This window comes from Paraburkholderia phosphatilytica, assembly GCF_003443895.1.
Lineage (GTDB): Bacteria > Pseudomonadota > Gammaproteobacteria > Burkholderiales > Burkholderiaceae > Paraburkholderia > Paraburkholderia phosphatilytica.
The window spans coordinates 161767-175076 of sequence record NZ_QQOA01000009.1 but is presented as its reverse complement, the minus strand read 5'-3'; the positions used below and the strand labels follow the sequence as shown (position 1 = coordinate 175076).

General features: G+C 66.0%; 12 protein-coding genes. 9 read left to right on the top strand and 3 right to left on the bottom strand.

The features are described 5' to 3' along the window. Positions 1-176: 176 nt before the first annotated feature. The gene (locus tag DVS29_RS12265) at positions 177-3479 is read right to left on the bottom strand and encodes a ribonuclease E/G (protein WP_118180725.1); all 3303 of its coding nucleotides are present in this window, start codon (positions 3477-3479) and stop codon (positions 177-179) included. An 802-nt stretch (positions 3480-4281) separates the two neighbouring features. Between DVS29_RS12265 and DVS29_RS12260 the strand changes: the two genes are divergently transcribed. From DVS29_RS12260 to DVS29_RS12245, 4 genes are read left to right on the top strand one after another with little or no spacing between them, the layout of a single operon-like run. Beyond that, positions 4282-5310 carry an RluA family pseudouridine synthase gene (locus DVS29_RS12260; RefSeq protein ID WP_118180724.1) on the top strand — a complete coding sequence of 343 codons (1029 nt, stop codon included), beginning with the start codon at positions 4282-4284 and terminating at the stop codon, positions 5308-5310. Next, positions 5291-5950, top strand: coding sequence for an HAD-IA family hydrolase (locus DVS29_RS12255; RefSeq protein WP_118180723.1), 660 nt, complete (start codon positions 5291-5293; stop codon positions 5948-5950). Before DVS29_RS12260 ends, DVS29_RS12255 begins: the two co-directional genes overlap by 20 nt. Continuing rightward, positions 5947-6339, top strand: coding sequence for a Rieske (2Fe-2S) protein (locus tag DVS29_RS12250; RefSeq protein WP_420816101.1), 393 nt, complete (start codon positions 5947-5949; stop codon positions 6337-6339). Before DVS29_RS12255 ends, DVS29_RS12250 begins: the two co-directional genes overlap by 4 nt. Positions 6340-6376: 37 nt before the next feature. Continuing rightward, positions 6377-7381 (top strand): S49 family peptidase, encoded by a 1005-nt coding sequence (locus tag DVS29_RS12245; protein WP_118180721.1) that lies wholly within the window; start codon positions 6377-6379, stop codon positions 7379-7381. 54 nt (positions 7382-7435) lie between these two features. On the opposite strand, the gene DVS29_RS12240 is transcribed toward DVS29_RS12245, so the two are convergent. After that, entirely contained in the window at positions 7436-8155 is a 720-nt protein-coding gene (locus DVS29_RS12240) for an SAM-dependent methyltransferase (RefSeq protein ID WP_118180720.1), read from the bottom strand. Further along, positions 8152-8802, bottom strand: coding sequence for a Maf-like protein (locus DVS29_RS12235; RefSeq protein WP_118180719.1), 651 nt, complete (start codon positions 8800-8802; stop codon positions 8152-8154). Before DVS29_RS12235 ends, DVS29_RS12240 begins: the two co-directional genes overlap by 4 nt. Positions 8803-8937: 135 nt before the next feature. Between DVS29_RS12235 and DVS29_RS12230 the strand changes: the two genes are divergently transcribed. The 5 genes from DVS29_RS12230 to fabD all read left to right on the top strand — a co-directional run bounded on the left by DVS29_RS12230 (position 8938) and on the right by fabD (position 13219). Then, positions 8938-9618: a DUF177 domain-containing protein gene (locus DVS29_RS12230; protein WP_118180718.1), complete on the top strand. Its 681-nt coding sequence runs from the start codon at positions 8938-8940 to the stop codon at positions 9616-9618. Positions 9619-9719: 101 nt separating this feature from the next. After that, positions 9720-9899: a 50S ribosomal protein L32 gene (gene rpmF / locus DVS29_RS12225; RefSeq protein WP_118180717.1), complete on the top strand. Its 180-nt coding sequence runs from the start codon at positions 9720-9722 to the stop codon at positions 9897-9899. 124 nt (positions 9900-10023) lie between these two features. After that, on the top strand, positions 10024-11133 hold the full coding sequence (plsX, locus tag DVS29_RS12220) for a phosphate acyltransferase PlsX (protein WP_118180716.1): 1110 nt from the start codon (positions 10024-10026) through the stop codon (positions 11131-11133). Then, positions 11133-12122 carry a beta-ketoacyl-ACP synthase III gene (locus tag DVS29_RS12215; RefSeq protein ID WP_118180715.1) on the top strand — a complete coding sequence of 330 codons (990 nt, stop codon included), beginning with the start codon at positions 11133-11135 and terminating at the stop codon, positions 12120-12122. Before plsX ends, DVS29_RS12215 begins: the two co-directional genes overlap by 1 nt. 158 nt (positions 12123-12280) lie before the next feature. Next, positions 12281-13219: an ACP S-malonyltransferase gene (gene fabD / locus DVS29_RS12210; protein ID WP_118180714.1), complete on the top strand. Its 939-nt coding sequence runs from the start codon at positions 12281-12283 to the stop codon at positions 13217-13219. Positions 13220-13310 lie beyond the last annotated feature (91 nt).

Here is a 13310-nt window from a genome sequence, read left to right as displayed (position 1 = left end):
AACGCGCGCATAACCAGAATAAGTGTGCAAGAAAGAGGCCAGTCGCGTACCGAAAAGAACTCATCAATCGATGACTGCCGCGTATGAAACCGGCAGGCGTAAAAAAGCCCGCCGGTGAGGGCGGGCTTCGGGTATCCACCGCGCGTTTATGCGCGGTGGATCGTATAGCGCACGCGTTACTGCATGTGCTTGACCGTTTCGACCTGCTGCATCGGCGCGGTGTCCGCCGGCGGCAGCGCCTTGCGTTCGCGCGGCACGCGGGCCGGCTTCACGATCTGCGCGGCGGCGTCCTGCGCGGCGCGCAGCTTGTCGGCATCGGTGTTGACCCACACCAGACCGGCGTTATCCAGCACCTGCTGCAGCGTTTCGATCGACAGGCCGTTGGTGCGCGGCGCACGCGTGGCGACCGGCTCCGGCTGACGAACCGGTGCGGCTTCTGCTGCTACCAGCGCGGGTTCGGCTTGGGCCGGTTCCACGACCGGCGCGGGCGTCGGTTCGAGGGCTGCCGGGTGTGCCGGTTCTGCAACAGGAGCGGCTTCCTCGGCGGCGTGCGACGGCGTCGGCGTTTCTACGGCCGGCGGGGCGGCTGCCGGAGCCGGAGCTACGTGCGCTTCCGGCGCCAGCGGCGTCGCCGCGGTTTCGGTCGGCTGGTGCTGAGGTTCCGCCGCGGGCGGTTCGCCCAGCACCACCGGCGATTCCGGTTGCTCCGGCTGCGCTGCGTGCTCGACCTTGGCCGTTTCCGCCGCCTCGGCGGCTTCCTCTGCGGTCGTTTCGGTCTTCGCGGCGCGCTCGGCGGCCAGCGCCGGCGTTTCCGTCGCGGCGTGCAGTTCGGTCACGACGTGCGTCGGCGTGGCCACTGCCGCGACGACGACTTCGACCGGTTCCGCAGGCTTCGCTTCTTCGTCGGCACGGACTTCAGCGTGCGCGGCGACCTGCGCTTCCGACGGCTGCGGCTCGGCCGGCTTTTCGGCCGGCGCTGCCGGAGCCACTGCCTCGCGTGCCTGCTCGGACGGATCGATGGACCGTTCGGCCGCGACAGGCTCGCCGCCTGCCGTGTCTTCGGCTTCGGCGGTATCCGCGGCCTCGTTGGCGTTCACGCCTGCTTCGTCGCGATCGCGACGACCGCCACGGCGGCCGCGGCGACGACGGCGACGCTCTTCGCCGCCTTCCTGGCCGGCGCCCGATTCCACGACACCTTCGACGCCCGGCAGTGCGGTTTCGGCGACTGGCGTGTCCTGCTGTTCCGCTGCTTCCGCGGCCTCCGGCTGCTGACGACGGCGCTCGCTGCGTTCACCGCGCTCACGACGTTCGCCACGTGCGCCGGCTTCGGCGCCTTCTGCACGTTCGGCGCGCTCGGCACGGCCTTCGCGCGGCTCACGCTCGACGCGTTCGCGTGCTTCCTTCGGCTCGCGGCCTTCGCGCGGTGCGTCGCGACCCTCGCGACCTTCGCGTGCCTCACGCGGCTCGCGGCCGCCACGCGCTTCGCGCGGCTCGCGGTCTTCGCGTTTGGCCTGGCCCTGCGCCTGACCTTGTGCCTGACGGCCGCCGGTTGCCGCGCCTTCGCCGCGCGCGGCGCCATCGCGTGCCGCGCCATTGGCGCCTGCGCCGCTACGGCGGTTACGGTTGCGGTCACCGCCGCGCTCGCCACTGCGTTCACCACGGTCCGCACGCTCGCCGCGGGCCGGACGCGCCGGCTTCTCGGCCGGTGCCGGTGCAACGGGTTCCGGAGCCGGTGCCGGCTTCGCGCCGAACAGGCCCTTCAGCCACGAGATGAAGCCACCGCTTGCCGGGACGGGTGTCGCCACCGGTGCGGGCGCCGCTGCAACCGGAGCCGGCTTGACCGGCGCGCTCGGCGCCGGCTTCTCGGGCGTGATGCCCTTCACCGCGGCTTCCTGCTTCGGCTTCACTTCCTCGGTGCGCTTGCTGTAGCCGGTTTCGGACTCCAGTTCGCGGGCCGCTTCCTCGGCCATCTTCCACGACGCGCGCGGGTCGTCGAGGCGCGCATCGTCGTGACGCAGGCGCTCGAGCTTGTAATGCGGCGTGTCGAGATGCTTGTTCGGGATCAGAACGACGTTGACCTTGAAGCGCGACTCGATCTTGTTGATCTCGGCACGCTTTTCGTTCAGCAGGAAGGCGGTGACTTCGACCGGCACCTGGCAATGAATTGCCGCGGTGTTTTCCTTCATCGCCTCTTCCTGAATGATCCGCAGCACCTGCAGCGCGGACGATTCGGTGTCGCGGATGTGGCCCGTGCCGTTACAGCGCGGGCACGTCACGTGGCTGCCTTCCGACAGTGCCGGACGCAGACGCTGGCGCGACAGCTCCATCAGGCCGAAGCGCGAGATCTTGCCCATCTGCACGCGCGCGCGGTCGTGCTTCAGCGCGTCTTTCAGGCGCTGCTCGACTTCGCGCTGGCTCTTCGCCGACTCCATGTCGATGAAGTCGATCACGATCAGGCCGCCCAGGTCGCGCAGACGCAGCTGGCGCGCGACTTCGTCGGCGGCTTCGAGGTTCGTGCGCGCGGCCGTTTCCTCGATGTCGGCGCCCTTGGTGGCGCGCGCCGAGTTCACGTCGATCGCGACGAGCGCTTCCGTGTGGTCGATCACGATCGCGCCGCCCGACGGCAGCGGCACCGTGCGCGAGTACGCGGTCTCGATCTGGTGTTCGATCTGGAAGCGCGAGAAGAGGGGCACGTCGTCGTGGTAACGCTTCACCTTGCCGACGTTGTCCGGCATCACGATGTCCATGAAGGCGCGGGCCTGGTCATGGATCTCGGTGGTGTCGATCAGGATTTCGCCGATGTCCGGCTGGAAGTAATCGCGAATCGCGCGGATGACGAGGCTCGATTCGAGATAGATCAGCATCGGCTGACCGGACTGGCCGCTCTGCGACGCGCCTTCGATCGCGCGCCACAGTTGCAGCAGGTAGTTCAGGTCCCACTGCAGCTCTTCGGCGCTGCGGCCGATGCCGGCCGTGCGCGCGATGATGCTCATGCCTTCGGGCAGTTGCAGCTGCGCCATCGTCTCGCGCAGTTCCTGGCGGTCGTCGCCTTCGATCCGGCGCGACACGCCGCCGCCGCGCGGATTGTTCGGCATCAGCACGAGGTAGCGGCCGGCGAGCGAGATGAAGGTGGTGAGCGCCGCGCCCTTGTTGCCGCGCTCTTCCTTCTCGACCTGGACGATCAGTTCCTGACCTTCCTTCAGCGCGTCCTGGATGCGCGCGGAGCGCATGTCGACGCCATCGCGGAAGTACTGGCGGGCGACTTCCTTGAACGGCAGGAAGCCGTGGCGGTCTTCGCCGTAGTTGACGAAGCAGGCTTCGAGCGATGGCTCGATGCGGGTGACGATGCCCTTGTAGATGTTGCCTTTGCGCTGTTCGCGCCCGGCGGTTTCGATGTCGATATCGATGAGCTTCTGCCCATCGACGATGGCGACACGCAGTTCTTCCTGCTGTGTCGCATTGAACAGCATGCGTTTCATTGAACGGCTCCAGAGCGGCTCTGCCAGCCCGCAGCCTGCGGTTGTCAGCCGCAGGCGCAAAGGACGGACATGCCGCGCCTTATTGTGTTGTCACGGGCACGCTGGAGCAGGAACGAATGGTGGGGAGAATTGCCTGAAAGGGCCAGTCCGGCACAGGACGTGGGGCCGCAGGGCACATGCGAAAACGGCTTCAAACAAGAGCGACGACACGCCGGGGGATTCGGACGTTTCCGTTTGCCGGCACGCACAGCGTCTGCCGTTACCTGCCTTCGCCTTCTGCCGCCTCCGGGCCGCCCGCATGAACCGGGCGGCAGGGGCTGATCTGGCAATGCCGGCTGGTGCGGCCGGTGGGCCGCTCAACCGGTGGACGAAGGCTTGGGCAAGGTTGCCGCGAAAGCCTGCTCGGAACGCCGATCTCCCCGCTTGGGTGTCTCGCCTGTCTTGACGTCGCCATGTTCTGCCGATTGCCGCAGGACATCTCGGGCGCACGCCGTTTTTTCGCAAACCGGGGAGCTACGGCGAGGCAACACGCGCCCAGCCACGCAGCTTCCCGATAAATTCTTTTGAACCAAACTTTCCGTCACCGTCGGTTCCGGTCCGACCGAACGCACCTGTGGGCGCTGTCCTTGCCTGACTGGGGAACCTTACGTGCAACTTGTTGCATCTCGTTTTGAAGGGGTGAGCAACCCGCCCCCGGCGCAAGTAAAATAACGGTTTATCGCTTGCGCCTTCGCAATCCGTCCGGTTTCCGGCCAAAGCGACGGCCGCCGCAGACCGGACTGCTGGGCAAATTATATTCAGAATGAAAGAGTTAGGCAAAATTTCCCAGAATTCGGTCGCAAGCGACCAGGTCTCGATGCTCAATATTGGCGAAGACGAAGCCGGTCAGCGCATCGACAATTTCCTTCTGCGCGTCTGTAAGGGTGTTCCGAAAAGCCATATCTACCGCATTCTGCGCAGCGGCGAAGTGCGCGTGAACAAGGGCCGCGTGGACGCGCAGTACCGGCTCGAAACGGGCGACGTGGTGCGCGTGCCGCCCATCCGGGTCGCGCAGACATCGGGCCCGGTATACCCCGCGCCGGCCGCGCACTTCACCACGCTGTTCGAAGACGACTACATGATCGTCATCGACAAACCCGCGGGCGTCGCGGTGCATGGCGGCAGCGGCGTCGCGTTCGGCGTGATCGAGCAGATGCGCGAGGCGCGGCCGAGCACCAAGTTCCTCGAACTGGTGCACCGGCTGGACCGGGAGACGTCCGGCGTCCTGATGCTCGCGAAAAAACGCACGGCGCTGGTCGGCCTGCACGAGCAGATTCGCGAGAACCGCATGGACAAGCGCTACCAGGCCTGCGTGCACGGCGACTGGGCGAGCGACTGGGGCCGCCGCCGCGCGGTGAAGGAGCCGCTGCACAAGTACCTGACGCCGGACGGCGAGCGCCGCGTGCGGATCCAGCCGGACGGGCTGCCGTCGCACACGGTGTTCAACCTGCTCGAGCGCTGGCAGGATTACGCGCTCCTCGAAGCTGAACTCAAGACGGGGCGCACGCACCAGATCCGCGTGCATCTCGCGCATCTCGGTCTGCCGATCGTCGGCGACGCCAAATACGGCGATTTCCCGCTGAACAAGGCGCTCGCGCGGGCCGACGCGATGCCGGGCATCAAGCGCATGTTCCTGCACGCGTACCGGCTGAAGCTCACGCACCCGGTGACGGGCGAACCGCTGCAGTTCGACGCGCCGCTGCCGGCGGAATGTCAACGTTTCATCGATCAACTGAACTCACTTGGCAACCTCAAGAACGGGACGACGACGCATGGCTCGCCAGCAATTTGACCTGATCGTGTTCGACTGGGACGGCACGCTGATGGATTCGACCGCGCACATCGCGCGCAGCATCCAGTCGGCCTGCCGCGACCTCGGCCTGCCGGTGCCGGCCGACGAGGCCGCCAGCTACGTGATCGGGCTCGGTCTGCGCGACGCGCTCCAGATTGCGGCGCCGACGCTCGATCCGGCCGACTACCCGCGGCTCGCCGAGCGCTACCGCTACCACTATCTGGTGAAGGATCCGCATACCGAACTCTTCATCGGCGTGCGCGAGATGCTTCAGTCGCTGCGCGACGAGGGCTACCTGCTCGCGGTCGCGACCGGCAAGAGCCGCGTCGGCCTGAACCGGGCGCTCGATCAGGTGCGCTTGACGAGTCTCTTCGACGGCACCCGCTGCGCGGATGAAACGTTCTCGAAACCTCACCCGGCTATGCTGCACGAATTGACGCGCGAACTGGGGCAGGATCCTGCGCGCACGTTGATGATCGGCGACACGACGCACGATCTGCAGATGGCGATCAATGCGGGCGTGGCCGGCGTCGGCGTGACGTATGGCGCGCATCCGGCGCAGTCGCTGGTGGCGCTCGGGCCGAAATACGTTGCCGATAGCGTCGACGCGCTCGCGGCCTGGCTGCGCGAGTACGCATGATGGCCGATACCAACGAAGCCGTGCGTGTGTGTGCTGCCGCGGAACTGGTCGACGGCGGGATGGGTATCCGGCGCGACGCGCAGGTGGCCGACGGCACGGCAGTGGTGTTCTTCGTGCGCTACGACGGCAAGCCGCACGGCTACCTGAACCGCTGCGCGCACGTGCCGATGGAGCTCGACTGGGCCGAAGGGCAGTTCTTCGAATCGTCCGGCTTATACTTGATGTGCGCCACTCACGGCGCGATCTATGAACCCGACACGGGCAGGTGCGTCGGTGGTCCGTGCCGCGGCGGCAGGCTGCGCAAGCTGCAGGTGGAAGAGCGCGATACGGCGGAAGGCCCCGCTGTCTTCTGGTTGCCGGATGGCGATCTGAAGCCCGTCCAGTCGTGATCTCCGTTTAATTTCCCTTATCTCCCCGACTACTCGCATGGCCGACAATCAGACCCCCGACGCCCCCGAACCGTCCGCGCCGCGCCGCGAGCCGCCCGCGGGCGCGGAACCCGGCTGGGAGCGCGCGGCGCTCGAACGCATCGCGCTTGCCGCGATCAACGAGCAACGAGCCGCCCGGCGCTGGCGCATCTTCTTCCGCTTCGCGTTTCTGGTGGTGCTGCTCGTGATCGCGTGGGGCGTGTTCGATTTCTCGGTGGACAAGGTGTCGACCAGCGGCCGGCATACCGCGCTCGTCACGCTGGATGGTGAGATCTCGTCAGATACGTCCGCGAACGCCGACGATATCGACAGCGCGCTGCAGGATGCGTTCGAAGACGACGGCACGGTCGCGGTCGTGCTGCATATCGACAGCCCGGGCGGAAGTCCGGTGCAGGCGGGCATCATCAACCGCAACATCCGCCGGCTGCGCGCGGCGCATCCGTCGATTCCGCTGTATGTGGTGGTCGGCGACATGTGCGCGTCGGGTGGCTACTACATTGCCGCTGCGGCCGACAAGATCTATGTCGACAAGGCGAGTGTGGTCGGCTCGATCGGCGTGCTGATGGACGGCTTCGGGTTCACCGGACTGATGGACAAGCTGGGTATCCAGCGCCGTCTGCATACTTCGGGGGAGAACAAGGGTTTTTTCGATCCGTTCTCGCCGGAAACGCCGCAGATGGATGCACATGCGCAGGAGATGCTCGACCAGATTCACGCGCAGTTCATCGATGCCGTCAAACAGGGGCGCGGCAGCCGGCTGAAGGAAACGCCGGATATCTTCTCGGGCCTGTTCTGGACGGGCGAGAAGAGCGTCGAGTTGGGGCTGGCCGACGGTTTCGGCGATACGGATTACGTCGCGCGCGACGTCGTGAAGGCGCCGGACATCGTCGACTACACGGTCAAGGAAAGCCTGAGCGATCGCGTGGCGAAAAAGTTTGGCGCATCGGTTGGCGCGGGCGCGATTCACGCGCTGATCGCCACAGGCAAGCTGAAACTTCGCTGAGTGTAAGAGGGCGCTGTTCGGCGCTAATGTTATGCGATCAGCGCCGAAATCCGCTCAATTTGCCAGTATCAGGAAGATCGCAGGGCGCTTCTGCAGGTCCGGCGCCTGAGCCTTCTTCCAGTCGCTCACGTTGCGGCTCGCGATCGTCTCGCCCGGCAAGGTCAGGTCGACGGCCACGCAGACGAGCGTCGACGGCGCACACGTGGCGAGCAACGTGTCGAGCAGCGCGCGGTTCCGGTACGGCGTCTCGATGAAAATCTGCGTCTGCTTCGCCTTGCGCGACTGCTGTTCGAGTTCGCGCAGGCGTTTCGCGCGTTCGCCGGCATCCACCGGCAGATAGCCGTGGAACGCGAAGCTCTGGCCGTTCAGGCCGGATGCCATCAACGCCAGCAGGATCGAACTCGGGCCGACGAGCGGCACGACCTTGATACCTTTCTCGTGCGCGCGCCGCACGAGCAATGCGCCCGGGTCCGCGACGGCCGGGCAGCCCGCTTCGGATACGAGCCCGCCGTCCGTGCCGGCGAGAATCGGCGCGAGCAGCCGGTCGATCTCGCCGGCGGGCGTGTTCACGTTCAGTTCGCGGATCTCGATTTCCTGGATCGGCCGTTCGGTGCCGGTGCGCTTGAGGAAGGCGCGCGTCGTCTTCGCGTTCTCGCCAATGTAATAGGCCAGCGATGCCGCCCGGGCGCTGACCGGTGCGGGCAGCACGGCGGCGAGCGCGTCCGCGTCGCCATCGCCGAGCGTGTTCGGGATCAGGTAGAGGGTGCCGGTCATGCTGCCTCCGCTTTCAGGATCGGATAGCTCACCGCCATCAGCATGCGCGTCAGCGCGATCAGCGGCAGGCCGATCAGCGCGGTCGGGTCGTCGGAATCGATCGCGTCGAGCAGCGCGATGCCAAGGCCCTCGGACTTCGCACTGCCCGCGCAGTCGTACGGCGTTTCGGCGCGCAGGTAGGCGTCGAGCGCCGTATCCGGCAGGTCGCGAAAGCGCACGCGGGTAATTACGTCGACGGTCTGCGCGGCGTCGGTGGCGCTATCGACCAGGCTCAGCGCGCTATGGAACAGCACTTCGCGGCCGCGCATCGCCTGCAGTTGCGCGAGCGCGTTTTCGTGCGAACCGGGCTTGCCGATCTGATGGCCATCGAAGGTAGCGACCTGGTCGGAGCCGATCACAAGTGTGCGCTCACTACGCGAGGTACCGACCTGCAATTCGGCTGCGACCTTGCGTGCTTTCGCTTCCGCAAGTCGCAGCGCGGTCGCTTCGGGCGTCTCGCCGGCGTGCGGCGTTTCGTCGATCGCGGGCACGATCACGTCGAACGGAATGCGCAGGCGCTCCAGCAGTTCGCGCCGGTAGCGCGAGCTGGAGGCCAGCACGAGGCGCGGGCGCGCCTGATTTGACAGGGGTTTCAGCGAATCGGGCATGGTTGGACGGCAGGGGTGGAACGGGCCCGCTGGACGATTCGCAAAAGCGGGCTTAAGTGATTGACTCGAAAAGACAAAACGGATATGATTTTGGGCTTTTCATCGGTACGATGCTTTGCCGACGCAGGAGCGCACATGAGTTCACACCCTGGCAAACCTGCTGGTCCCGCCGATCCGCTTCACGCTGGCCGCGAAATCGACCTGTTCGAATTCGCACGGACCGGGCGGCAGGCAGCGGGCGCGGTGCGCGTCTCGCAACTGCCGCGCATGTTAAACGAAGTGCCGGCCGACGCGCCAGACCGCGACACCACGTTCACGTGGCAAGCCGAAGGCTCTACCCAGCCGGAATTGCAGGACGACGGCACCGAGGGGCCGCAGCCGTATCTGCGGCTCGCGCTGCACGGTTCGGCGTGGCTCGAATGTCAGCGGTGCCTGTCGCCGTATCTGCAGGCGTTCGATGTCGATGCGGTCTACCGGATCGTCAATACCGAGGCCGAGGCGGAAGAGTTTCCGCTCGACGAGGATGAAGTCGACGTGATCGTGGGTTCGAAGCAGTTCGATCTCGTCGACCTGATCGAAGAGGAGTTGTTGCTGGCGCTGCCGCTCGTGCCCAAGCACGACGTCTGTCCGTCGGTGCACGAGAGTCTCGTGTCGGGTGTGGCGGGTGAAGAGGGTAGTGACCCGGGCAGTGACCCAGACAGCGATCCCGAAGCCGGGGATCAAGCAGCGGGAAGCGAAGGTGACGAGGCGCACAAGCCCAATCCGTTCGCAGCGCTCGAAGCGCTGAAGCGGGGCGGGCCGGGCGGCAAGCACTGAACAGGTTGCAGGTGGGTGCGAAACGTGGCGGTCGGTCACCTGGATGGTGACGGCGCGCGGATCGCGCTGTGTTAGAATTCGGAAAATTTTCAGGAGTTATCATGGCAGTTCAACAAAACAAGAAGTCGCCGTCGAAGCGCGGCATGCACCGCTCGCACGATTTCCTGTCGGCAGCGCCGATCGCCGTCGAACCGAGCACGGGTGAAGTGCATCTGCGTCACCACATCAGCCCGAATGGCTACTATCGCGGCAAGAAAGTCGTCAAGACGAAGAACGACTAATCGCTTCACTGCGTTGCGCTCCCCAGCGTTTCGCGTGGCGACCGGCTCGCTTGACATTTTCCCGGCTTGGCAAAAAGGCGGCAGTCTACTGCCGCTTTTTTGTGCCTGAAATCCGTCGCATTCCATGACCGTAAAGCTCACGATAGATTGCATGGGAGGCGACCACGGGCCATCCGTGACCGTTCCCGCGGCCGTCAGCTTCGTTCGTTCGCATCCCGACGCGCAGTTGATGCTCGTCGGCATCGAAGGTGCGATCCGCGCGCAGTTGAAAAAATGCAAGGCGCAGGATGAGCCGGCCTTGACCGTCGTGCCCGCGTCGGAAGTCGTCGCGATGGACGATCCGGTCGAGATCGCGCTGCGCAAGAAGAAAGACTCGTCGATGCGCGTCGCGCTGAACCGGGTCAAGGAAGGCGAAGCGCAGGCCTGCGTGTCCGCGGGCAACACCGGCGCGCTGATGGCCGTGTCGCGCTACGTGCTGAAGACGCTCACTGGTATCGAGCGTCCGGCCATCGCGTTCGCGATGCCGAATCACACCGGCTATACCACGATGCTCGATCTGGGCGCGAACGTCGACTGCGAGCCGCAGCATCTGCTGCAGTTCGCGGAGATGGGGCACGCGCTCGTCGCCGCGCTCGAAGGCAAGGACCGTCCAACCATTGGACTCCTGAACATCGGCGAAGAGGTCATCAAGGGCAACGACACCATCAAGCGCGCAGGCGAACTGCTGCGCGCGAGCACGCTCAACTTCCGCGGCAACGTCGAAGGCAACGACATTTTCAAGGGCACCGTCGACGTGATCGTCTGCGACGGTTTCGTCGGCAATGTCGCGCTGAAGACTTCGGAAGGACTCGCGCAGATGCTTTCCGATATGATCAAGGAAGAATTCGGCCGCTCGTTTCTCACGAAGCTGATGGCCGTCTTCGCGCTACCCGTGCTGCTGCGCTTCAAGAAGCGCGTCGATCACCGGCAGTACAACGGCGCGGCGCTGCTCGGCCTGCGCAGTCTCGTGATCAAGAGCCACGGTTCGGCGGATGCGTACGCGTTTGAGTGGGCTATCAAACGCGGGTATGATGCCGTCAAAAATGGCGTGCTGGAGCGCCTCGCGCGGGCGATGGAGGAAAATGCCGGTCCTCTCGAACAGGCCGCGCGCGACGCCGGCGGTGGCGGGGGCTACGCTAGCCCCGTCGCGGGCCAGCCGGCCGAGCCCTACGCTGCGTTATCCTCGAAGGCATAATGGCTGCTCAATCTATTTACTCCCGCGTGCTGGGCACCGGCAGTTATCTGCCGCCCAACCGCGTCTCGAATCAGGATCTGGCGGACCGTCTCGCAAAGCAGGGTGTCGAGACGAGCGATGAATGGATCGTCGCGCGCACGGGCATCCATGCGCGTCACTTCGCCGATCCGGATGTCACCACCAGCGACCTCTCGCTGATCGCCGCGCAGCGCGCGATCGAAGCGGCGGATGTTGATCCGCAATCCATCGATCTGATCATCGTCGCAACGTCCACGCCGGACTTCGTGTTTCCGAGCACGGCCTGCCTGCTGCAGAACAAGCTCGGCATCCGCAACAACGGCGCCGCGTTCGACGTGCAGGCTGTCTGCTCCGGCTTCGCCTACGCGGTCGCGACGGCGGACAGCTTCATCCGCAGCGGCCAGCATCGCACGGCGCTCGTGATCGGCGCGGAGACGTTCTCGCGCATTCTCGATTTCAGCGACCGCACCACTTGCGTGCTGTTCGGCGACGGCGCCGGCGCGGTCGTGCTGCAGGCATCGGACACGCCGGGCGTGCTCGCGAGCGCGCTGCACGCGGACGGCAGCCATTCGAACATTCTGTGCACGCCGGGCAACGTGAACGGCGGCGTGGTTGCGGGCAGCGCGTTCCTGCACATGGACGGCCAGGCGGTCTTCAAGCTCGCGGTCAACGTGCTCGAGAAGGTCGCGGTCGAGGCGCTGGAAAAAGCGAACCTCGCGCCCGGGCATATCGACTGGCTGATTCCGCACCAGGCCAACATTCGCATCATGCAGAGCACGTGCCGCAAGCTCGGGCTGCCGCAGGAACGCATGGTCGTCACGGTCGGCGAGCACGGCAACACGTCGGCCGCATCGATCCCGCTCGCACTCGACGTCGCGGTGCGCGACGGCCGCATCAAGCGCGGCCACAACGTGCTGATCGAAGGGGTCGGCGGCGGCTTCACATGGGGCGCGTCCGTGATCCGCTACTGAGCGCGATCGCAGGACCATCGCTCGAGGGTACGCAGGCGGGCCGGCCGGACCGGCCCGATTCCGGCGGCCCGTGAACGGCGGACGGCCGGCGGCCAGTGCTTCACGCATGACCAGCCTCGCATCGCCCACCTCCGCACACAACGATTTTTGGGGACGATATGAAATTCGCGTTCGTTTTTCCCGGTCAGGGTTCGCAAGCCGTCGGCATGCTGAATGCATTCGCGGACAGCGCCGTCGTGCGCGATACTGTGCAGGAAGCCTCCGATGCGCTCGGTCAGGATCTCGGCAAGCTGAGCGCCGAAGGTCCGGCCGATGAACTCAATCTCACCACCAACACCCAGCCCGTGATGCTGACCGCCGCGTACGCGATGTACCGCGCGTGGCAGACGGCAGGCGGCGCGGCGCCCGCGCTCGTCGCGGGTCACAGCCTCGGCGAATACACGGCGCTCGTCGCGGCTGGCGCGCTCGCGTTTCGCGACGCCGTGCCGCTCGTGCGTTTCCGTGCGCAGGCGATGCAGACCGCGGTGCCGGTCGGCGAAGGCGGCATGGCCGCGATCCTCGGGCTCGACGACGACACGGTGCGCGCGGTGTGCGCGGAAGCGGCGTCGGCGGGTATCGTCGAAGCGGTGAACTTCAATGCGCCGGCGCAGGTGGTGATCGCGGGCCACAAGGCCGCGGTCGAGAAGGCGTGCGAAGTGGCGAAGGCGAAGGGCGCGAAGCGCGCGCTGCCGCTGCCGGTGTCCGCGCCGTTCCACTCATCGCTCCTGAAACCCGCGTCGGACCAGTTGCGTGAATATCTGTCGAACGTCGAGGTCAAGGTGCCGCAGATTCCGGTGATCAACAACGTCGACGTCGCGATCGCCAGCGAACCGACCGCGATCAAGGACGCGCTCGTGCGCCAGGCGGCCGGCGCGGTGCGCTGGGTCGAATGCGTGCAGGCGATGGCGCAGCAGGGCGTCACGCATGTGATCGAATGCGGTCCGGGCAAGGTGCTGTCGGGCCTCACGAAGCGCATCGATGGCAATCTGGTCGGCGTATCGATCACCGATCCCGCTTCGCTCGACGAAGCGCTGAAGCTCGTGAGCGCGGCAGCGTAAGTTACGCACGCGGCAGCTCCGGTCATTCCGGCGGACGGCGAGAAGCCGTGCCGCGCGGAATGCCCGCAATGATGTCAATCTACCCAGATCG

Excerpts from the sequence above, each read along its gene's own strand:
- DVS29_RS12215 (WP_118180715.1), top strand. The coding sequence starts at position 11,133 with ATGGCTGCTCAATCTATTTACTCCCGCGTGCTGGGCACCGGCAGTTAT.
- fabD (WP_118180714.1), top strand. The coding sequence starts at position 12,281 with ATGAAATTCGCGTTCGTTTTTCCCGGTCAGGGTTCGCAAGCCGTCGGC.
- rpmF (WP_118180717.1), top strand. The coding sequence starts at position 9,720 with ATGGCAGTTCAACAAAACAAGAAGTCGCCGTCGAAGCGCGGCATGCAC.
- DVS29_RS12250 (WP_420816101.1), top strand. The coding sequence starts at position 5,947 with ATGATGGCCGATACCAACGAAGCCGTGCGTGTGTGTGCTGCCGCGGAA.
- DVS29_RS12235 (WP_118180719.1), bottom strand. The coding sequence starts at position 8,802 with ATGCCCGATTCGCTGAAACCCCTGTCAAATCAGGCGCGCCCGCGCCTC.
- DVS29_RS12265 (WP_118180725.1), bottom strand. The coding sequence starts at position 3,479 with ATGAAACGCATGCTGTTCAATGCGACACAGCAGGAAGAACTGCGTGTC.
- plsX (WP_118180716.1), top strand. The coding sequence starts at position 10,024 with ATGACCGTAAAGCTCACGATAGATTGCATGGGAGGCGACCACGGGCCA.
- DVS29_RS12240 (WP_118180720.1), bottom strand. The coding sequence starts at position 8,155 with ATGACCGGCACCCTCTACCTGATCCCGAACACGCTCGGCGATGGCGAC.
- DVS29_RS12260 (WP_118180724.1), top strand. The coding sequence starts at position 4,282 with ATGAAAGAGTTAGGCAAAATTTCCCAGAATTCGGTCGCAAGCGACCAG.
- DVS29_RS12230 (WP_118180718.1), top strand. The coding sequence starts at position 8,938 with ATGAGTTCACACCCTGGCAAACCTGCTGGTCCCGCCGATCCGCTTCAC.
- DVS29_RS12245 (WP_118180721.1), top strand. The coding sequence starts at position 6,377 with ATGGCCGACAATCAGACCCCCGACGCCCCCGAACCGTCCGCGCCGCGC.
- DVS29_RS12255 (WP_118180723.1), top strand. The coding sequence starts at position 5,291 with ATGGCTCGCCAGCAATTTGACCTGATCGTGTTCGACTGGGACGGCACG.